Annotated in this window: 17 protein-coding genes; 13 read left to right on the forward strand and 4 right to left on the reverse strand. The window is 72.0% G+C overall.

Features of this window, described 5'->3' with window-relative positions; all coding sequences use genetic code 11:
• The first annotated feature begins 23 nt into the window (after positions 1-23).
• Genes guaB through ACZ53K_RS22855 form a run of 5 tightly spaced genes read left to right on the forward strand, consistent with a single transcriptional unit; the run spans position 24 to position 4839 of the window.
• Positions 24-1175 carry an IMP dehydrogenase gene (gene guaB / locus ACZ53K_RS22835; RefSeq protein ID WP_468839562.1) on the forward strand — a complete coding sequence of 384 codons (1152 nt, stop codon included), beginning with the start codon at positions 24-26 and terminating at the stop codon, positions 1173-1175.
• A complete protein-coding gene (gene purB, locus ACZ53K_RS22840; RefSeq protein ID WP_468839565.1) occupies positions 1172-2527 on the forward strand; it encodes an adenylosuccinate lyase in 1356 nt (451 codons plus the stop codon). Before guaB ends, purB begins: the two co-directional genes overlap by 4 nt.
• A 1-nt stretch (position 2528) precedes the next feature.
• Complete coding sequence (locus tag ACZ53K_RS22845) at positions 2529-3587, forward strand: adenylosuccinate synthetase (RefSeq protein ID WP_468839567.1); 1059 nt, start codon at positions 2529-2531, stop codon at positions 3585-3587.
• On the forward strand, positions 3584-4114 hold the full coding sequence (locus tag ACZ53K_RS22850; RefSeq protein ID WP_468839570.1) for a phosphoribosyltransferase: 531 nt from the start codon (positions 3584-3586) through the stop codon (positions 4112-4114). The genes ACZ53K_RS22845 and ACZ53K_RS22850 overlap by 4 nt, the downstream gene beginning before the upstream one ends.
• Entirely contained in the window at positions 4111-4839 is a 729-nt protein-coding gene (locus ACZ53K_RS22855) for an HAD family hydrolase (protein ID WP_468839573.1), read from the forward strand. The genes ACZ53K_RS22850 and ACZ53K_RS22855 overlap by 4 nt, the downstream gene beginning before the upstream one ends.
• A gap of 117 nt (positions 4840-4956) precedes the next feature.
• Here ACZ53K_RS22855 and ACZ53K_RS22860 read toward each other — a convergent pair whose 3' ends face one another.
• From ACZ53K_RS22860 to queC, 4 genes are read right to left on the reverse strand one after another with little or no spacing between them, the layout of a single operon-like run.
• Entirely contained in the window at positions 4957-5544 is a 588-nt protein-coding gene (locus ACZ53K_RS22860) for a nitrile hydratase subunit alpha (RefSeq protein ID WP_468839576.1), read from the reverse strand.
• Positions 5541-5852 carry an SH3-like domain-containing protein gene (locus tag ACZ53K_RS22865; RefSeq protein WP_468839579.1) on the reverse strand — a complete coding sequence of 104 codons (312 nt, stop codon included), beginning with the start codon at positions 5850-5852 and terminating at the stop codon, positions 5541-5543. Before ACZ53K_RS22865 ends, ACZ53K_RS22860 begins: the two co-directional genes overlap by 4 nt.
• Positions 5845-6120, reverse strand: coding sequence for a hypothetical protein (locus tag ACZ53K_RS22870; RefSeq protein WP_468839582.1), 276 nt, complete (start codon positions 6118-6120; stop codon positions 5845-5847). Before ACZ53K_RS22870 ends, ACZ53K_RS22865 begins: the two co-directional genes overlap by 8 nt.
• Positions 6121-6136: 16 nt before the next feature.
• Positions 6137-6853: a 7-cyano-7-deazaguanine synthase QueC gene (gene queC / locus ACZ53K_RS22875; RefSeq protein ID WP_468839585.1), complete on the reverse strand. Its 717-nt coding sequence runs from the start codon at positions 6851-6853 to the stop codon at positions 6137-6139.
• Between the two features lie 888 nt (positions 6854-7741).
• Between queC and ACZ53K_RS22880 the strand changes: the two genes are divergently transcribed.
• The 8 genes from ACZ53K_RS22880 (at position 7742) to ACZ53K_RS22915 (ending at position 21067) form a co-directional block, all read left to right on the forward strand.
• On the forward strand, positions 7742-9220 hold the full coding sequence (locus ACZ53K_RS22880) for a sugar transferase (protein ID WP_468839588.1): 1479 nt from the start codon (positions 7742-7744) through the stop codon (positions 9218-9220).
• 82 nt (positions 9221-9302) lie between these two features.
• Entirely contained in the window at positions 9303-10622 is a 1320-nt protein-coding gene (locus ACZ53K_RS22885; RefSeq protein WP_468839591.1) for a nucleotide sugar dehydrogenase, read from the forward strand.
• 4 nt (positions 10623-10626) lie between these two features.
• On the forward strand, positions 10627-11877 hold the full coding sequence (locus ACZ53K_RS22890) for a glycosyltransferase family 4 protein (protein ID WP_468839594.1): 1251 nt from the start codon (positions 10627-10629) through the stop codon (positions 11875-11877).
• Positions 11874-13271, forward strand: coding sequence for a Wzz/FepE/Etk N-terminal domain-containing protein (locus ACZ53K_RS22895; RefSeq protein WP_468839596.1), 1398 nt, complete (start codon positions 11874-11876; stop codon positions 13269-13271). Before ACZ53K_RS22890 ends, ACZ53K_RS22895 begins: the two co-directional genes overlap by 4 nt.
• Entirely contained in the window at positions 13268-14911 is a 1644-nt protein-coding gene (locus tag ACZ53K_RS22900; RefSeq protein ID WP_468839599.1) for a Wzz/FepE/Etk N-terminal domain-containing protein, read from the forward strand. Before ACZ53K_RS22895 ends, ACZ53K_RS22900 begins: the two co-directional genes overlap by 4 nt.
• A 3-nt stretch (positions 14912-14914) precedes the next feature.
• Positions 14915-16843, forward strand: coding sequence for an asparagine synthase (glutamine-hydrolyzing) (asnB, locus tag ACZ53K_RS22905; protein ID WP_468839602.1), 1929 nt, complete (start codon positions 14915-14917; stop codon positions 16841-16843).
• 25 nt (positions 16844-16868) lie between these two features.
• Entirely contained in the window at positions 16869-19073 is a 2205-nt protein-coding gene (locus tag ACZ53K_RS22910) for a bi-domain-containing oxidoreductase (protein ID WP_468839605.1), read from the forward strand.
• A complete protein-coding gene (locus ACZ53K_RS22915; protein ID WP_468839607.1) occupies positions 19070-21067 on the forward strand; it encodes a heparinase II/III family protein in 1998 nt (665 codons plus the stop codon). The genes ACZ53K_RS22910 and ACZ53K_RS22915 overlap by 4 nt, the downstream gene beginning before the upstream one ends.
• Positions 21068-21077 lie beyond the last annotated feature (10 nt).

The raw sequence follows: 21077 nt of genomic DNA on the forward strand, positions 1-21077 counted from the left end.
TCCAGCAAACACAGAGAAAGAAGGTGAGAGCGTTGCGTGAGATCCCCACGGGGCTCGGACTCGACGATGTCCTTCTCGTCCCTCAGCGCACCTCGGTCACCAGCCGCTCGCACACCGACGTCGGCACCGAATTCGTCCCGGGCCTGAGTCTGTCCGTCCCGGTCGTCTCCGCCAACACCCCGTGGTGCACCGGCGCCCGGATGGCCACCGCCATGGCGCTGGCGGGCGGGCTCGGCGTCATCCACCGGATGCAGACGGCGGAGGACCAGGCCGCCGAGGTGACCGCCGCGAAGCAGCAGTGCCCGGAGGAGTCCGCCGTCCCGGGCGCCACGGTCGATGAGCGGGGCCGGCTCCGCGCGGCGGCCGCCGTCGGGGTGACGGACGATTTCCTCGACCGCGCGGCCCTCCTCGTCGAGGCCGGGGCCGACGCCCTGGTGGTCGATGTCGCGCACGGCCACGCGGACTACGTCCTGAAGGCCGTGGAGCAGTTGAAGTCCCGCTGGCCCGGTGTGCCCGTCGTGGGCGGCAACGTCGCGACTCCCGCCGGTACCAAGGACCTGATCGACGCCGGGGCGGACGCCGTGAAGGTGGGCATCGGGCCCGGCGGCATCTGCACCACGCGTCTGGTGGCCGGCAGCGGTATGCCGCAGTTCACCGCCGTGCTGGAGTGCGCGGAGGAGGCCGCGGCGCGGGGCGTGCCGGTCATCGCGGACGGTGGCATCAAGGAGCCGGGGGACGTCGCGAAGGTACTGGCGGCCGGCGCCCGGACGGCGATGCTGGGCAGCGCGCTCGCCGGTGCCGAGGAGAGCGGCGCCCTTCTGGTGGAGCACGACGGGCGGCCTGCGAAGGTGAGCACCGGATTTGTGACGTTCGGTATGCAGCTCACCCTCAAGCGGGCCCGTGGTGAGGCGGTGACGAAGGAAGAGCTGGCGCAGTACACGCCCGAGGGCGTGGAGGCGACGTGGCCCTTCAGCGGGCCGGTCGCCGACACGGTGAATCGATTCGTCGGCGGGTTGCGCTCCGGGATGAGCTACTCGGGCGCGCACACCCTCGCCGAGTTCCGCGAGCGCGCCTGCTTCGTCCGTGTCACCCCGGCCGGCCTGGCCGAGAACCACCCGCACGCCCTCGGACGTGCCCAGCAGGTCCCGCTCGACTACGCGTCGGAGGCGGTGTGACGACCCCCATCGACACCGGCCGGTACGGCAGTCCGCGGATGCGCGCGCTGTTCACCGACCGGGCGCGCTACGAGGCGTTCATCCGCGTGGAGGGCGCGCTGGCCAAGACGCAGGGGCGCCTCGGCGTCATCCCGGCGGACTCGGCGGACATCATCGCCGAGCGCGCCCGCACCCACCACTGCTCCCTGGAACGCGTCGCCGAGCTCGAAGAGACCAGCCGGCACGAACTGTTCGCCGCCGTACAGGAATTCGCCGAGTCCTGCGGCCCCCACGGCGCGTGGGTCCACTACGGGGCGACCAGCAGCGACATCCTCGACACCGCGCTCGCACTGCAGCTCGGCGAGGCCATCGCGCTGCTGGAGGAGGAGCTGCGCGGCCTCCTCACCGCCCTTCTGGCGCGCATCGACGCGGTCGGCGACCACGTCATGATCGGCCGCACCCACGGCCAGCAGGCACAGCCGGTGACGCTCGGATTCAAGCTGGCCATCGTGCTCGACCGGTTCGTCCGCTGTCTGGAACGCCTCACCCAGACCAGGGAACGGGCCGTCATGGGCAAGATCGCGGGGGCGGTGGGCTCGCTCGCCGGGATCGGCGCGCACGGGCCCGAGGTGCAGCGGGAGACCCTGCGCGACCTCGGCCTCCCGGAGCCGGCCGTCTGCGCGCAGGCCGTGGCCCGGGACCGGATCGCCGAGTTCTTCTGCTGGGCGGGGCTGACGGCCGCCTGCCTGGAGGACCTGGCGACCGAGGTGCGCAATCTGCAGCGTACGGAGATCGGCGAGGTCGCCGAGCCGTTCGCCGAGGGCGGTCAGATCGGCAGTTCCGCCATGCCGCACAAGCGCAATCCCGTACAGAGTGAGCGCATCTGCAGCCTGGCCCGGCTGGTGCGCTCGCTCGTCGGGCCCGCGCTGGAGAACGTGACCAGCTGGCACGAGCGGGACCTGGCCAATTCCGCCAACGAACGGTTCACGCTGCCCGAAGCGTGCGTCCTGCTGGACGAGATGCTGATCACCGCCACCTACGTGATCGACGGCCTGCGGGTCTTCCCCGACCGTATGCGGCACAACCTGGAGCACTCGCACAACGAGCACCTCAGCGAAGCGGCCCTGCTGCTGCTCGTCCAGCGCGGCATGGACCGCCTGGAGGCGTACCGCCTGCTCCAGGAGGCCACCGGCCGGGCCGCGAGCGAAGCCGCCGACATGGTTGACACGCTGCTGGCCGATCCGCGCCTGGCCGGCCGGGTCGAGGCGGACGAGGTCCACCGGCTGGCCGCCGCGGAGGCCGACGTCGGGCACTGCCGGGACCTGACCGCCGCGGCCGTCAAGCGGGCCGAACACATCGTCCAAGGAGGATGACATGCCCTGCACCATCATCGTGGGCGGCCAGTGGGGCGACGAGGCCAAGGGCAAGATGGCCAGCTACCTGGCGCTCAAGGACGGCGTGGACCTCGCGGTGCGCGCCGGGCTCGGCCCGGGAGCCGGGCACACCATCGTGCACGGCGGGCGGACGCACAAACTGCGCCAGGTCCCGAGCGCCGTGGTCAACCCGCGGGCACGGCTGCTGCTCGGCGCCGGTGTGCTCGTCAACCCCGCCGTACTGCTGCGGGAGATCGACGAACTGGGAGTGGCCGACCGTATCGGCGTCGACTTCCGGGCGACCGTCATCGACCCCGGGCACGTCGAGGCCGAGCAGCGCGACCGCAACCTCACCGACACGGTCCGCAGCACCGGCAGCGGGCACGGCCCCGCTCTCGCGGCACGTGCGCTGCGCAACGCGCGCCGGGCCATGGACGTCCCCGAACTGGCGCCCTACCTGGCGGATGTCGCCATGGAGGCCAACAGCGCGGTGGACGCGGGCGCGCAGGTCCAGGTGGAGGGGACGAACGGGTTCGGCCTGTCGGTCCTGTACGGGACCTACCCCCACACGGTGGGCAAGGACAGCACGGCGAGCACGGCGGCCGCGGACGCCGGGCTGGGCCCGCTGGCCGTGGACGACGTCGTCCTGGTCTTCCGGGCCTACCCGACCCGCGTCGGCGCCGGCGCGTTCCCGACGGAGCTGCCCGAGGAGGAAGCGGAGCGCATCGGAGTCGAATACGGCACGGTGACCGGACGGCGCCGCCGGATGGGCCGCTTCGACATGGAACAGGCCCGGGAGGCCGTACGCATCAACCGGCCCTCGCGCGTCGCCGTCAGCTTCCTCGACTACCTGGCGCCGGAGGTCAAGGGGCGGCAGGAGGGCCCGCTGCCGCCCGGCGCGGCGACCGGCCTCATCGACGAGGTCGAGCAGGGGCTCGGCGTACGGGTCGAGCTCATCGGCACCGGTCCCGGTACGGACGAGGTCATCGACCTCAGATCCACCACCCCCGCCGGCACCGGCACCACGGCCCTCCTCCCCCGCACAAGGAGCAACGCATGACCGCCGGACCGTCCCTGTGGAAGCGGCAGCGCCTCCTCACCATCAGCTGGCAGACACTCGGTACGCTGCTGACGGACCTCGCCGAGGACATCCGCGCCGCGGGTCCCCTCCCGGACACGGTCGTCGGTATCACGCGCGGCGGGCTCACCCCCGCCGTCGCCCTCGCGCACCGGCTGAACGTCCCGGAGTTCCGGATCATGGGCATTCCCCGGAACTCCTCCAACAGCCGGTACAGCGAGCGCGGCGCGGCGGCACTGGAGTACGTCGTCCCGGACTCCCCGCTGACAGGGAAGCGCGTACTGATCGTCGACGACATCATGGGCGACGGCGGCACGATGGAGACCGCGGTCGGCGCACTGCGCGCCCTGGACGCCGCGGAGATCCGCACCGCGGTCCTGGTGCGCAACCAGAACTGCGCCCGCCGCCCCGACCACCAGGGGGTCGAGGTCGACGACTGGACGGTCTTCCCCTGGGAGGCGCCGCCGGGCCCGACGGAGACGACCGTGCCGCTGGAGGCCGTGCGGTGACGCTCCCCAGCGCGTCCGGGGCACGGGTCTCCCGTGCCCCGGCGCACCCCTCCCCCGCCACGGTCGTCTTCGACCGGGACGGCACACTGCTGGACTTCTACGACATGTTCCACCGCTTCATCGTCGACCTGCACCACGCCCAGGGGGTGGCACCGCCCTCCAGGGAGGTGATCCTCGCGTACGAGTACTGGCAGACGATCACCAGCGGAGAACTGCGCATCGGGGACACGGTCGTCCGCGACCGCGTGGACGAGGTGGTGCACCGCTACATGCCGCACGGCCGCCTCTTCCCCGGCACCGCGGAAGCGCTACGGGACCTGGGCGCGAGAGGCGTACGCCTGGTGCTGGTGAGCAGCTGGGTCGGCACCGCGGCGACCGGAGAACTCTTCGAACGGTACGGTCTGCGCAGCGCGTTCGACGTCATCCTCACCCGTGAGGATCTGGCGGCCGCCGATTCCCACATCACGGACGCGGAGTGCAAGACGACCCTCGCCCGCCGGGCCCTGGACGAGGTGGGGCACCGGCGGCCGGGCGACGCCTTGTACATGGTCGGGGACACCCCCGCGGACATCGCTTCGGCAAGGGCGCTCGGGGCCCGGGCCATCGGCGTACGCACCGGCAACGGCAGCCGGCTGTCCTTGGTACCGGACGCCGGGCCGGACCTTCTGGTGGCCTGCGCCGCCGAGGCCGCGGCCGTCATCCTGCGGGAGGTGCGTGCCGGGTAGCCCGCTGTCCGGCAGCCTGCCGGCACTCCCGGGGGAGCGCGACGGGCTGCTCTCCCCGTGCGGCCCGAAGCAGCCGGACGGGGAGAGCAGCCCGTTGTTCGCTTGCTTTCCGCTCGCTCACACAGGAGCCGTGCCGATGAGTCCCGCTCGGCTCACGAGTGCGGTCAGCCGCTCCTCGTCCATCTCCTCCGTCCCCGCAGGACGCTGCGGCAGCACCATGTACCGCGCCTCCGCGCTGGCGTCCCAGACCCGGACGTCCACCTCATCCGGCAGTACGGTGCCGAACTCGGCCAGTACGGCACGCGGTTCGCGTACCACGCGCGCCCGGTACGCGTCACTCTTGTACCAGCTCGGTGAGGGCCCGAGCAGCAGCACCGGATAGCAGGAGCACAGGGTGCACACCACGACGTTGTGCACGGTGGGTGTGTTGGCGACGACCCGCAGATGCTCGTCGTCGGCCAGCAGCCCGTCGAGTCCCAGTTCCCGCAGCGCCGTGGCCGGCTCCGCCAGCAGCAGTTCCCGGAAGTCGGGACTGCTCCAGGCGCGGGCGGCCAGGCGGGCCCCGTTGAACGGCGTGGCGCGCGAGAGATGGCGCTCCAGAATGGTGTCGAGCTGCTCGTCCGTGACGAGCCCGGCCGCGATGACGCGTGCTTCCAGCCTGCGTACCCGGGCGGCGATGGGGAGGCTGACGTGTTCGGAACTCATGAGGTTTCTCCTTGGCGGCCCCGGGCCGCCTCTCCGGCCGGCTCCAGGTAGCACTCCCAGAGGTCGATCAGGACGAGGTGCGCCCCGCTCCCCCACAGGTCCCGTGCCTCGAAGCGCACGGTGTAGACGGGAAGGACCCGGAAGGGATCCAGGCACCGGGCCACGTCGTCAGGGAGCGGGCAGGATGGTTGTACGGCTGCGACGTGCCCGAGATGGCCCCGGGCGTACCGGGGCACCCGGGTGTGGTGGGGCGGGTCCGCCGGACGCACCCGGACCGGGTCCCCGACGGCGTACCGCCGTTCACCCACCGGAAGGAATTCCCTTCTCGTCGAGCAGGAGTTCCATGCCCATGAGAACCCGCTCGTAATAACTGGCCGCGAGATAGTCGTTGGGCGGTACGCGTTCCTCGGCGTCGCGGAGTTCCGAGGCGGTCCAGACACCGGCCATCGCCAGACCGATCAGCACGGCGAATACCCGCGCCTCCCAGTCGTGCCGCCACGGGTGCGGCGGCTCCTCGCCGTCCATCGGAATGCTGCCGTACCCGAAAGTGCCGCCGATGTCGTTCAGACGTGCCATGAGTGCCCTGGTCCTTTCACGGCGCCGCGAATTCGGTGGCGTCATCGAGGTATTCTGTCGGGTCCGGCACTTCCGCGTCACGGAACGCCTCACGGCGTTCGTAACACGTGCCGCAGGTACCGCAGTGGCGCTCTCCCCCGCGGTAGCACGACCAGCTCTTGTCCAGCGGGGCTTCGAGCCGGTTCCCGTATCTGGCGATGTCCCTCTTGCTCCAGGAAATGAAGGGCGCTTCCACCCGCGGCGTGGCGAATCCCTCGTTCGCGACCTGTACGAGTTCATCCAGCGCCTTGACGAACGCCGGCCGGCAGTCGGGGTAGATGAAGTGGTCACCGGCGTGCATGCCGAGAGCCACGATGCCGGCCTGCCGCGCCACCGCAGCGCCCACCGCCACGTTGGCCAGGATGGCGTTGCGGTTGGGAACGACGGTGGCGCGCATCGACTCCTCGGCGTAGTGCCCGGAGGGCACGCTGACCTCGCTGTCGGTCAGGGCGGAGCCGCCCAGCAGGACACCGATGCCGCTCAGGTCCACCACGTGGTGTTCCGCGCCGTAGTGCGCGGCGATCGTCCGGGCCGCGTCGATCTCCCGGCGGTGGCGCTGGCCGTAATCGACCGTCACCGCGGTGAGCCGGTAGCGCAGCATGGCGTAGTGGGCGAGCAGCGTCGTGGAGTCCATGCCTCCGGACAGCACGACGACAGCGCTGAACGGGTCGGCCTTCGCCTGCGTTTCGGGCAAGACACACCTCCTGGGTGCCGGATGAACGGCGCGCCTCGTGACCGGCCGCCGTCTTCGATCACCACCCAGCGTCCCGGCAGCCACCGGCCCGGGCCTCACGGTGCCGTCCGAGATTTCGGGCACCGTACCGAGAGAAGGCGACGGACAGGCTTCGCCGGGGACGCGTGGAGCCGGGCCGCCCCGGCAGGCCGGGCGGGGCGGGTTGCCGGAGCGGTGGTCCGCGGGCGCCGCTTGCACGGCAGCGCCCGGGTCTGGCCGACGTAGAGGCACTCCGTCACGATGCGACCGCCGGAGGGCGTCAGCAGGGCCTGGGCAGGGCCCGACTGCCGGTGCCGGGACGCTTCTTGGGGCCGGTGTCGGCAGCCCGCAGAAAACCCATCGCCACAGGTCACCAGGCGTGTCCCCGCCTTCAAGTCCCCGTGGGTGGTGACCGTTCGGTGGACTCGGCATCGCAACTTGAGCACAAATTGCACACATCCCCCTCTTCATACAGGCCCCGATGGTCTAGATTGACCGTGCTTCAGCTGTTCGGGCATGAAGCGACCATTAATGATCTTTAGGTCCGGCGCTACACACAGCGAGCAGTCACGTCCCCGGCGCCAGACTTGGGGGTGATCGATTCTTGGAGCCCGAGCGGGGCTTCGGGTGCGGGGAGCGCCCGGGGTTTCGACGGGTTTTTTGCACACCTTGAAAGTCAGACAGGACACGCACGTCCGCTGCCGCCAGGGTGGGTTGTTCACGTAGCGCTGCAACAGCCGGGATGTCCGGCGCGGGGAGGCGGCTGCCTCCCGGGGGGAAGAACGGCGCGACGCGGCGGGGGGCGGGGGCCTCCCGGTGCGAGGAACAGGGTTGGACGAACACTCGTACCACTGGCGACCGGGGGGTCCTGTGCAGCAGGGGGAATTAGTCAACCCGTTTCCGTCGACGCGCGGGCGTTTGGCGAACGGGGCAAGCAGCCGGCCCGCTGTCGACTGGGAGCAGCGGTACCGCCGTACCGTGATCACCAGCGACACCGTGGCCACCGCCTGCGTGGTGGCGTCGATCGGCCTCTTCTTCGGGGCCCGGGACGCGGCCAACTGGCACGAGAAGTGGGGCATCCTCGCCTTCGGCACCGAGTTGCTGGTGCTCGGAGCGCTGGCGGTGAGCCGGGCGTGGGCCCCGGCCGTACTCGGCCAGGGCGCCGAGGAGTTCCGCCGGCTCGGCCGCTCACTGTTCACCGCGGCCGTCGTCCTGGCGCTCGGCGGCATCGCCCTCACCTCGCGCAACATCAAACTCTGGATCTTCGTGGCGATCCCCGCGATCGCGCTCATCACCATGACCGCGCGGTATCTGCTGCGCCTCTCGTTGCACCGGCAGCGCAAGGAAGGCCGGTGTTTGAGACCGGTACTCGCCGCCGGGAGCCCGGACACCGTGCGCGACCTGATCACCCGGGCCCGCAAGTTCCCGCATCTCGGCTGGCGGGTGGACGCGGTGTGCACGACAAACGGTCTCGGGCTCGACGGTGACCAGCTGCACGGCGTGCCGGTCGTCGGCCGGCTGACGGACGTGGCCAACCACGTACGCCGCGACGGTTACCGTGTCGTCGCGGTCACACCGGACCCGCACTGGTCACCGGACCGGCTGCAGCGGCTGGCCTGGAACCTCGAAGGCAGCGACGCCGAGATGGTCGTGGCCCCCGTGCTGATGGAGGTGGCCGGCCCGCGGCTGCACGTCGACGCGGTGCTCGGGATTCCGCTGCTGCGGGTCAGCATGCCGACGTTCAGCGGGGGCCGGCGGGCGGTCAAAGGGGTCGTCGACCGGCTGGGCGCGGCGGTGCTGCTGATGCTGTTCGCGCCACTGATGCTGCTCGTCGCGCTGCTCGTGATGCTGGACAGCCCGGGCGGGCCGGTCTACCGCCAGCGCAGAGTCGGCAAGGACGGCCACGAGTTCACCATCGTCAAGTTCCGCACCATGATCGTCGGGGCCGACGCGGCACGTGCCGAGCTGGTCCACCGCAACGAGGGCGCGGGACTGCTGTTCAAACTCCGCCGGGACCCGCGGGTGACCCGGGTGGGAGCGGTGCTGCGCCGGTACTCGATCGACGAGCTCCCACAGCTCTTCAACGTGCTCACCGGATCGATGTCGCTGGTCGGCCCGCGGCCCCCGCTGCCGGAGGAGTCCGCCGCGTACGGCCCGGACATCCGGCGGCGGCTGCTGGTCAAGCCCGGTCTCACCGGCCTGTGGCAGATCAGCGGACGCAGCGACCTGCCGTGGGAGGAGGCGGTCCGCCTCGACCTGCGGTACGTGGAGGACTGGTCGCTCGCCCTGGACGCGGTGATCTTGTGGAAGACGCTGCGCGCGGTGCTCTACGGGCAGGGGGCCTACTGATGTGCGGAGGGCCGGGGCGCAACGGTCCCGCCGGCGTGCGGACCGCAGGCCGGAAGGGCCTGCCTGGGGGGAGGGACGGGACATGAAGGTCAGCGTTTTCGGGCTCGGCTACGTGGGCTGTGTGTCGGCCGCGTGCCTGGCCGGTATGGGGCACGAGGTCATCGGGGTGGACGTGAACCGGGTCAAGGTCGACCTGGTCAACGACGGCAAGGCCCCGGTGGTCGAGGAGCGGATCGGCGAGCTGATCGCCGAGGTCGTGCGGACCGGGGCGTTACGCGCCACCGCCGACGTCCGCGAGGCGATCATGGGCAGCGAGGTGTCGCTGGTCTGCGTGGGCACGCCGTCGGAGCCCAACGGCAGCCTGTGCACCACCTATCTGGAGCGGGTCACCGAGCAGATCGGCGCCGTACTGGCCGAGCGGGGCGGGCGGCACACCGTCGTGTTCCGCAGCACCATGCTGCCGGGCACCTGCCTGAACCTGCTGGTGCCGATCCTGGAGAAGCACGTCGGCGGGATGGCCGGGGCGGACGTCGGGGTCGCGGTCAACCCGGAGTTCCTGCGCGAGGGCACGAGCGTGCAAGACTTCTTCGACCCGCCCAAGACCGTCATCGGTGAACTCGATCCGGCGAGCGGCGACGTCGTGGCGGCGCTCTACGCCGAGCTGCCCGGCGAGGTCTTCCGGGTGCCGGTCCCGACGGCCGAGGCGATCAAGTACGCGGACAACGCGTTCCACGGCCTCAAGATCGGCTTCGCGAACGAACTGGGCGCGGTGTGCCGGGCACTCGGGGTGGACTCGCACCAGGTGATGGACGTCTTCCTGGCCGACCGCAAGCTGAACATCAGCCCCGCCTACCTGCGGCCCGGCTTCGCCTTCGGCGGCTCCTGCCTGCCCAAGGACCTGCGCAGCCTGGTCCACGCGGCACAGCGGGCCGACGTATCGGTGCCCATCCTCTCCCACGTACTGCCCTCCAACTCCGCCCATCTGCAACGGGCGGTGGAGCTGGTGGAGCGCACCGGAAAACGCCGGGCGGGCCTGTTCGGGCTGTCCTTCAAACCCGGCACCGACGACCTCCGCGAGAGCCCGCTCGTCGAGCTGGCGGAGCGGCTCTTCGGCAAGGGGTACGACCTGAAGATCTACGACGCCAACGTGAGCCTGTCCCGGCTGCTCGGCGCGAACCGCGAGTACGTCGAGACCCGGCTGCCGCACCTCGCCCACCTGCTCGCGGACTCCGTCGACGAGGTGCTCGAACACGCCGAAGTCTGCCTGGTCGGTACCAGGGACCCGGACGTGCTGTCGGCGCTGCCGCACGGTGCCGGCGGCCCGGTGATCGTCGATCTCATCCACCTTCCCGACGCCGAGGCGCGCCGGACCGAACCGGGGTACGTGGGCCTTGCTTGGTAACGCAATGAGCGGCGACCGGCCCGGCCGGCGCGCGCTGATCCTGGTGGAGAACCTGTCGGTGCCGTTCGACCGGCGGGTGTGGCAGGAGTGCACGACGCTGCGCGACGCGGGCTGGCAGGTGGACGTCATCTGCCCCCGGGGGGAGAAGCGGGACACGGAGGCGGAGGCGGAGATCGACGGGGTGCGGATCCACCGTTACCCGTTGCGCGCGGCCACCGGCGGGCCGGCCGGCTATCTGCGGGAGTACGGATCGGCGCTGTGGCACACGGCGCGGCTGGTACGCAAGGTCGGCCCGGTCCACGTGGTCCACGCCTGCAACCCGCCCGACCTGCTGTACCTTCCGGCACGGTGGCTGACGCGGCGCGGCGCGCGGTTCGTCTTCGACCAGCACGACCTGGTGCCCGAGCTGTACCTCTCCCGGTTCGACCGCGGTGAGGATCTGCTCTACCGCGCCGTGTGCGCGCTGGAACGGCTGACCTACCGGGCCGCGGGCATCGTGCTCGCCACGAACGAGAGCTACCGGGACGTCGCGGTGCGCCGTGGCGGCAAGCGGCCGGAGGACGTCTTCGTGGTGCGCAGCGCGCCCCAGGTCGACCGGTTCCAGCCGGTGCCGTCCGAGCCGGAGTTGAAGAACGGCAAGCCTCATCTGCTGTGCTACCTGGGTGTCATGGGCCCCCAGGACGGCGTGGACTACGCCTTGCGGGCCCTGGCGAAGCTGCGCGACGAGCTCGGGCGGACCGACTGGCACGCGGTGTTCGTCGGCTCCGGCGATGCCTTCGACGCGATGGTGGAACTGTCCCGGCAGCTCGGGCTCGATGGGCAGGTGGAGTTCACCGGGCGCATTCCGGACGCCGACCTGGTGCGCTATCTGTCCACCGCGGACGTGTGCCTCTCCCCCGATCCGCGCAATCCGCTCAACGACGTGTCGACCATGAACAAGGTTCTGGAGTACATGGCGATGGGCCGGCCGACCGTCTCGTTCGACCTGCGGGAGGCGCGCGTCTCCGCCGGTGACGCCGCCGTCTACGCGCCCGCCAACGACGAGGCCGAATTCGCCAGGCTCATCACCGTGCTGCTCGACGATCCGGAGAAGCGGGCCCGGATGGGCGAGATCGGCCGGGAGCGGATCACCGGGCAGCTCTCCTGGCGGAACTCCCAGCAGTCGCTGCTCGCCGCGTACGCCGCTGCCTGCCGGGGCCGCACCGCGGTGCCGGCAGGTGGCCCGGTGCGGTCGGGGAGGAGGCCGCGCCGTTGAGCGATGAAACGATACGCCTGGTCACGATCGGGCGGATCTTCCGTCGGCGCCGACGGCTTCTCGCCGTCCTCGCCGTACTGGGCGCACTCGTGGGCTACGGCGCCTCGGTGCTCTTCCCACCGCGCTACACGGCGTCGGCATCGGTACTGCTGCCGGGCCAGTGGGAAGAGCGCGAGCTGCTGACCCAGGCCGAGATCGCGGCCAGTTCGGTGGTGGTCGACCGCGCGGCCGCCACGCTCGGCTGGAAGGACGTCAGCAGCAGCGAACTGCGGGATCACGTCAGCGCCAAGGCCGCCGAAGGGAACATCGTCAAGATCTCCGGTACGGCCGGCACCCCGGAACGCGCGCAGCAGCTCTCCGACCGGGTGGCCCAGCAGTTCGTCACCTTCGCCGCGCGGATCGCAGGGGGCAGCTCCGGCCACGAAGCGGCCACGGGCCCCGAGACGCTGCGGCAGAAGGTGGCGGAGACCAACCGCCGCATCACCGAACTGGCCAGAGCGGCCGATCCGGGGCGGACCGTGGAGAGCGTGCAGGCCCGTACCGCGCTCGAAAAGCTGCGCACCACGCTGCAGGAGGCCATGAAGAAGCTGGACGAGGCCGACCCGGCGACCGACAAGGCCGGCCTGGTCGTCATGGGCCCGGCGGCCCGGCCCACCGGCGCGGTGCCGCCGACGCGGACGCAGCTCATCATCGCCGGGGCGCTGCTGTTCTCCCTGCTCGCGGTCATCGGCCATCTCGTCGCCGCACGGATGAACCGCCGGCTGCGCACCGAACCGGAGATCGCCGCGGCGCTGGGCTCGACACTGCTGGGCAGCGTCGACGTACCCGATGAACGGCGCGCGCACCGGCCGGAAGGCCAGGGCCGGCGGGCCCGGATCCGCCGGCTTCTCGGCATCGACACCCGCTGGGACATACCGGCCCCGCAGACGTCCGGCGACGAAGCCGGCAGACGGATCCGTTACCGGCGGGTGTGCGCTCGCCTCCGGAACCGGCTGCCGGCCCCGCTGCGGCTGCTGGTTGTCGTACCGGAGGGCGACGAGATCGCCCGCCGGGCCGCCGGGCAGCTCGTCACCGAGGCCGGAGGCGACCCTTCCCCGAGCGCTTCGAACAGGAAAGAGCCCACGGTGCGGGTGGTGGAGGTTTCGGTGTCCCAGCCGATGGTGCCGGACCGCGGCGCCGAGTCCGGTGCCCTGGTCGTGCTCAGCGCGGGCAGCTGGACCGCGGAGGAGCTCGCCGGTATCGCCGCGGCGTGTGCGGACAGCAGGCACGAGGTCGTCGGCGCCGTCGTCGCCGGCCCGGTCCGGGTCCGTACGACGCGGTCCGCCGGCCACCCTCCGGACAACGCCTCTCCGACGCTCGCGGGCCACGGCCACGCGACGGGAGGTTCAGTGTGACGACCAGCACGACTTCGGAAGCGTCGGCAGCCACTCCCCTGCTGGACCTGCAGGCGCTGGTGGCGGCGGTACGCAGACGCCGACGCCTCTGGTGTTCCATGGCACTGCTGGGCCTGCTGATCGGCACGGCGGTGGCGGTACTGCTGCCGCCGCCCCCGACCGCGGTGACCAAAGTGCTGGTCGCGCACAAGGAGGACCAGCCCAACGACACCGGAACCCTGATCCGCACCGACGTCGCGCTGCTGGGGACCACACGGATCGCCAGTGCGGCCCTGCAGGCTCTCAAGTCCCCGGAAAGCCCGGCGGATTTCCTGCAGGACTACCGCGGCACCGGCTTGACCAACAATCTGCTGCAGATCGATGTGACAGCCGGCAGCGACGCGGAGGCGGTGGCCAGGGCCAAGGCGCTGGCCGACGCGTTCATCGCGGACCATGTGCGGCGGATGCGGGAAACCGCGAAGGCCGAGGCCGAGGCCCTGCTCGACCAGCGCGACCGGATGCGCAAGGAACTCGCCCAGGTCAACAAGGCGATCGGGGACCGCTCGCCGGAGAGCGACCCGAAAGCGTCGGCGAGCATCGAGTCGCTCTTCGCCCGCCGGGCCGAACTCAACTCACGGATCAGCGATTTCGACCAGCGCGCCGAGGAGGCGCGCATCGGCACGCCCCGGCTCCTCGCCGGCACGCAGATCGTGGACGCACCGCGCGCGGTACGGCACTCCCTGCCCAAGGCCGCCGCCACCAACGCCGCGATCGGGCTCGTCCTGGGACTCGTCCTCGGGCTCGCGCTGGCCGCGGTCGGCACCGTGGTCGCGGACCGCCCCGTACTGCGCCGGGAGATCGCCGCGAACCTGGGCGCCTCGGTCATCGCGGAGCTGCCCCGCGCACCCCGCCGGCCGGCCGGACGGTGGCAGCGCCGACGGACCCGGACGGCTCGCGAACGGCTCACCACGACCCTGGCCCGGTCCATACGCGGCGCCGCCGAACCGGTGTCGCTGCTGGAACTGGGCTGCGCCCACACCGCGGGCGCGATCGCCCTGGACGTCGGCAGAGCGCTGACGGCGGAGGGGCCGGTGGTCGTCATCGACGCGCTGCCCCGCGCGGAGCTCGCCAACGTCCCAAGGCAGCCGGGAGACCCGACCGTGGTCAGCGGCGAGCGCGCCGCGGCCGTACCGCGGCACGTGCGCCGGCTCGGCGTCGGCTCGGTCGCGCCCGGCACGGCGTGGACCGACCTCCAGTACCTCGGCACCCGGACCGTACTCGTCGTACGTGCCGGGCAGGGCAGCGCCGCATGGCTGCACACCGTGGCGCGGCAGCTCGCGGACCAGCGCATCCCGGTGATCGGGGTGGTGCTGATCGCCCCCGATCCGCGGGACCGGACCGACGGCACGCTGTGGGACGGACCGCACACCGCGCCGCGCGGCCCTCATGAGCGGCTGGCCCGGCAGCACGGGACGGGCCAGCCGCGGGCGGATTGGCTGGCCCGGCAGCACGGTGGGGGTACCTCCCACGCCGTTCAGGCAGTGGGGGAAGGCCAGTTGCGGACGGAGCGGCCGCCGATGCCGGCCAGTGGGGCCTCCCCTGCTCGAACGGAGTTGAGAGCTCGGGGAAGGGTCCCGCACAGCGACCAGGAGGCTCGGTAGAACATGTGTGGCATCGCAGGCACGTACCGATGGCCGGACGGAAAGGCGGTGACCGACCGGCTCACCGATGTCCTCGCCCACCGCGGCCCGGACGGGGCCGGCCGGTACAGCCATTCCGCCGGTGACGGCGAGGTGCACCTCGGGCACCGCCGGCTGGCCATCATCGACCTGTCCGGGACCGGCGCCCAGCCGATGACCTCGGGCGGCCTCGCCCTGACGTACAACGGCGAGCTGTACAACGCGCCCGAACTCCGTACCGAACTGGCAGCCGCCGGGGTGCGCTTCCGCGGCACCTCCGACACCGAGGTGCTGCTGGAGGCCTGGCGGCGCTGGGGCACCGGCTGCCTGCCCCGGCTGCGCGGCATGTTCGCGTTCGCGGTCTTCGACGAGCGGACCGGTGAGCTGGTGCTCGCCCGCGACCAGCTCGGCATCAAGCCGCTGTTCCTGCTCCGGCGCGGCGCGGGCCTGGTGTTCGCCTCCGAACTCAAGGCGCTCGCCGCGGTGACCGGCGGGTCGCTGGAAGTGGACCATGCGGCGCTGGTGGCCTCGCTGCTGTACTACTGGGTGCCGGACTCGCGCTGCGCGTTCCGCGAGGCGGAGAAGCTGCCGCCGGGGAGCTGGCTGCGGTGCCGGCCCGACGGCCGGGTGGAGCGCGGCCGGTACTGGAACCTCAAGGACGTCGCCGCCGAGGGCCGGGAGCGGGCCCGCAGCGGCGAGCGGCCGGACCTGGCCGCCATCGTCGAGGAGTCGACCCGGCAGCACCTGCTCTCCGACGTACCGGTGGCGACCTTCCTCTCCGGCGGTCTCGACTCCAGCTACCTGACCGCGCTGGCCGCCCGCCACCAGCCCGGGATCTCCGCCTACACGATCGGGTTCCGCGCCGAGGACGCCAAGTTCGAGGCGATGCCGGACGACCTGCGCTACGCCCGGCAGGTGGCCGAGCGGTACGGCGTCGACCTGCACGAGATCGAGATCGCCCCGGACGTGCTGGAACTGCTCCCGCAGATGACGTACCACCTGGACGAGCCGATCGGCGACCCCGCCGCGATCAACACGTACCTGATCTGCTCGGCCGCCCGGGAGGCCGGGGTCAAGGTGATGCTCTCGGGGATGGGCGCCGACGAGCTGTTCGCCGGGTACCGCAAGCACCTGGCCAACCTGCTCGCACTGCGCTACCAGCGCGTCCCGCGGCCCCTGCGGCGCGGTCTGTCCGCGGCCGTGGACCGGCTGCCGGTCGCCACGTCCCGGCGGGGGTACCGGTCGGTGCGCTTCGCGAAGCGGTTCCTGTCTTTCGCCGATCTGCCGGAGGAGACCGCGTTCCGGCGCAGCTACACCATGTACGACCAGGACGAACTGCTCGCCCTGGTCGATCCGGACCTGGCCGGGACGGTCGAGGACGTACTGACCGAGCATGCGGACATCTACCGGGACAACGACCTCGACGACTTCGTCAACCGGATGTGCCTGGGTGATGCCCGGATGTTCCTGCCGGGCCTGAACCTCGCGTACACGGACCGGTCGAGCATGGCCGCGTCGACCGAGGTGCGGGTGCCGTACGTGGACGTCGAGGTGGTCCGGGCGGCGTTCGCTGTGCCCGGCGACCGCAAGATCGTCGGACGGCAGGGCAAGGCCGTCCTCAAGGAGGCCGCCACCTCGATCCTGCCCCGGGAGATCGTGTACCGGCCCAAGGGCCTGTTCAGCGCCCCGCTGCGGGCCTGGATGAGCCGGGACCTGGCGCCGCTGGTGCGCGAGGTGATCAACGACGGGGTGCTCGTCAACTCCGGCATCCTGCGCCGCGACGCGCTGGCACGGCTCGTCGCCGAGGACGCCGCCGGGCAGCGCGACTTCTCCAAGCATCTGTGGCACGTACTGACCCTGGAGTACTGGTACCGCGGCGCGACCTCTGGCTCCGGCCAGAGCCAAGCGGCCTGACAGCAAGGAAACAAGAGGAGCTCGGGTGAAACAGGTCGTGCAGAACTACAAGAGCGGCGAGCTGACGGTGCTGGACGTGCCGGTGCCGGGGTGCAAGCCGGGCGGTGTGCTGGTCCGCAGCGCCTACTCGCTGATATCCACCGGGACCGAGCTCATGAAGGTGTCCGAGGCCGGCATGTCGATGGTGGGCAAGGCCCGCTCCCGCCCCGACCAGGTGGCCAAGGTCATGCAGAGCGTGGCCACCAACGGGGTGCCCGCCACGTACCGCAAGGTGATGGGCAAGCTGGACTCCTACACGCCGCTGGGCTACTCGCTGTGCGGGGTGGTCGAGCAGGTCGGCGACGGAATCGGCGATGTGGCCGTCGGTGACCTCGTGGCCTGCGCCGGCAACGAGCATGCCTTGCACGCCGAACTGAACTGGGTGCCGCAGAACCTCTACACCCCGGTGCCGGACGGCCTCGCGCCGCGGCACGCGGCCTTCGGCACCGTCGGGTCGATCGCGATGCAGGGCGTCCGCCAGGGCGAGCCGCAGCTCGGCGAGGTGGCGCTGGTCATCGGCCTCGGGCTGATCGGGCAGCTGGTGGTGCAGCTGCTGACCGCCTCGGGGGTCCGCGTCGTCGGCGCCGACCCCGACCCGGTGCGCTGCGAGCTGGCCGCGCGCCTGGGCGCCGCGGCCTGCGGCGATCCGGCGTCCGCGGCCGTGGAGGCCGCCGTCGCCGAACTCACCGGCGGGCACGGCGTGGACCAGGTGTATCTGGCCGCCGGTGGCGGCAGCAACCAGCCCGTCGAGCTGGCCGCCCACTTGAGCCGGGACCGCGGCCGGGTGGTCGACATCGGCAAGTGCCGCCTGGACCTGCCGTGGAACGCGTACTACGAGAAGGAGCTCGACGTCCGGTTCTCCCGCTCGTACGGCCCCGGCCGCTACGACCCGGAGTACGAGCTCCAGGGGCGCGACTACCCGATCGGCTACGTGCGCTGGACCGAGCGCCGCAACCTGGCGTGCTTCCTCGATCTCCTCGCCCGCGACCGCGTCGCCGTGGAGCCCCTGGTCTCCCACATCGCGGACTTCTCCGACGCCGTCGAGACGTACCAGCGCCTGAAGGACGGCGACCTCAAGGCCGTGGCCGTGCTGTTCCGGTACCCCGAACAGGCGGGGGAAGCGGGGGAAGCGCAGGCCCCGGCGGTGGCCGTGCCCGCGGTGCGCCGCGGCGCCCCGGTGGCCGCCCCGGCCCGGGCCGCCAAGACACCGGTACGGCTGGCGTTCATCGGTGCCGGAAACTACGCGACGTCGATGCTGCTGCCCCACCTGGCACAGCGCGACGGCGTCACGCTGTCGACCGTCGTCACCACGACGGCGCTGTCCGCGGCCAACGCGAAGCGGAAGTTCGGCTTCGCCGAGGCGACCACCGACCTCGACGCCGTGCTCGGCGACACGTCCATCGACGCGGTGTTCGTGGTCACCCGGCACAGCTCACACGCCGAACTGGCCCGGAAGGCCCTGCTGGCCGGCAAGACGGTGTTCGTGGAGAAGCCCCTGGCTCTCACCGAGGACGACCTGGCCGGCGTGCTCGCGGCGGTGGAGGAGTCCGGCAACGACCGGATCCAGGTGGGTTTCAACCGCCGGTTCGCACCGCTGCTGTGGGAGGCCAGGCAGCGGTTCGGTGCCCGGAGCGGCCCGGCGAGCCTGCGCTACCTGGTCAACGCGGGCCGGCTGCAGCACGGCAGCTGGTACCTCCAACAGGGCACCGAGGGCTCGCGTTTCGCCGGTGAGGGCGGGCACTTCATCGACACGGCGAGCTGGCTGCTGGCGGCCGATCCGGTCTCGGTGTACGCGGTCGGCACGGCCGGCAACGAGGACCTCCAGGTCGTACTGCGCTACCCGGACGGGTCCACCGCCACCATCAGCTACGTCACCACCGGACCGGCCAGCCTCCCCAAGGAGACGCTGGACCTGGTCGCGGACGGCAAGGCGCTGCGGCTCGACGACTTCGTGCGGGCCTCGGTGTACGCGGATGGCACAGCCGGACGCAAGCGGTGGGTCAGTTCGCGGCTGCCCAAGGCCAGGGACAAGGGCCAGGAAGCCGAACTGGCCGCGTTCGTCAGGGCCGTGCGGTCCGGCGGCCCCATGCCGGTGCCGCTGGAGTCGCTGGTCGCCACCACGGCGGCCACCCTCGCCGTGCGGACCGGCCTGGCGAGCGGCGCGCCGGTGACGTTGGCGGGGTCCCGATGACTGCCGGTTCGGGGAGCCCGGCCTGGTACCTGCGGCGGCTGTCCCGGATGGAGCCGCGGGAGGTCGGCGGCCGGGTGGGCGACGCGGTGCGCAGGCGGCGGTGGCGGTCGGCGCTGCCGGACTGCCCGAGCGTGGCCGGCGCCCGCTTCACCGCCGTACTGCCCGCCGGGACGATCGCCGCGGTGCCGCCGGACGCCGCGAAACGCCTGATCGCCGAGGCGGACCGGCTGCTGGCCGGGCACGCCGAGTACTTCGGGGTCGCCCGCGACGACCTGGCCGACCCGGACTGGTCGTACGACCCGAAGACCGGGCGCCGCGCTCCGTCGGGCTACGCCTTCGACGTGCCGTACCGCGACGAGGACGCGGTCGGGGACATCAAGCAGATCTGGGAGCCGTCCCGGCACCAGTACCTCACCGTGCTCGCCGCCGCCTACGCGGTCACCAGGGACGAGCGGTACGCCGAGCGGGTGGCCACGCACCTGCGGTCGTGGTGGGCGGCCAACCCGCCGCTGCGCGGCGTGCACTGGATCAGCGGCATCGAGCTGGGCATCCGTCTGCTGTCCTGGGTGTGGATCCGCCGGCTGCTCGACGGCTGGCCGGGCGTGATCGGGCTGTTCGAGGAGAACCCGGTGGCGCTGCGCCAGATCTGGCACCACCAGCGCTGGCTGGCCGCCTTCCCCAGCCGGGGGTCTTCGGCGAACAACCACGTCATCGCCGAGGCCGCCGGGCAGCTCGCCGCGGCCTGCGCGTTCGGGTGGTTCCCCTCGTCGGCGCGCTGGCGGGCCGGTGCGCTGCGGTCACTGGAGCGGCACCTGCGCGGCAACACCTTTCACTCCGGCCTCAACCGCGAGCTGGCCACCGAGTACCACGGACTCGTCCTCGAACTCGGCCTGGCCGCGGTGGCCGAGGCGGACGCCGCCCGAGTGCCGGTCCCCGCGACCGTCCGCCTGGTGCTGCTGCGGATGACCGACGCGCTCGCGGCCATCGTGGACAACCGGCTGCGGCCGCCGCGCCAGGGGGACGCGGATGACGGGCACGGCCTGGTCGTGGACGGCGCGGACACCGACCGCTGGGCTTCGCTGCTGGCCACCGGGGACGCCGTGTTCGGCCGGCTCCCCTGGTGGCCGGCCGTGACCGGCACCGATGTGCGCACGCCGCTGCTGGCCGCGCTCATCCGGCCGTACGCGAAGGACGGGACGGCACCGGCCGTGGCCCGTCCGGCAAGCCGACCGGCCCACTTCGCCGACGCGGGCATGACCATCCTGCGCGGTCCGGGCGAGATCTGGTGCCGCTGCGACGGCGGGCCGCACGGGTTCCTGTCCATCGCCGCGCACGCCCACGCGGACGCGCTGTCCGTGGAGGTCCGGCACGACGGGGTCGATGTGCTCGCCGACCCGGGGACGTTCTGCTACCACGGGCAGCCCGAGTGGCGGCAGTACTTCCGCTCGACCCTCGGTCACAACACCCTCCAGCTGGACGGCGTTGACCAGTCCGTCTCCGGCGGCCCGTTCCTGTGGACCCGGCACGCCCCCAGCCGCGTCCTGGTCGCGGACGCCTCCGATGCGGAAGTGGCCCGCTGGTGCGCCGAGCACGACGGTTACCAGCCCTCCGTGCACCGCCGCCGGGTGGAGCTGACCGCCGCGAGCCAAGAGCTACGGGTGGTCGACGAGGTGCGCGGCCCGCGCCGGGCCGTGCGGCTGGCGTTCCACCTCGGCCCCGCCATCACCGCGGACCTGGCGGGAAACCGGGCAGCGCTCACCTGGACCCGCGACGGCGAGGACCGCTCCGCAGTGCTCGACCTGCCCGGACAGCTGACCTGGCAGGCGCATCGCGGCGAGACCGGCCTTTCCCCAAGCTCTTCGAACAGGGGATACCCCGTGCTGGGCTGGTACTCCCCCGGCTTCGGGCGCAAGGAACCCGCCACCACGCTGATCGGCACCGGCTTCGCCGACGGCATGACGGAGTTCACCACCGTACTCGGATTCCGCGGCTAGGGAGGAGGAC

This window comes from Streptomyces sp. NPDC033221, from assembly GCF_055577005.1.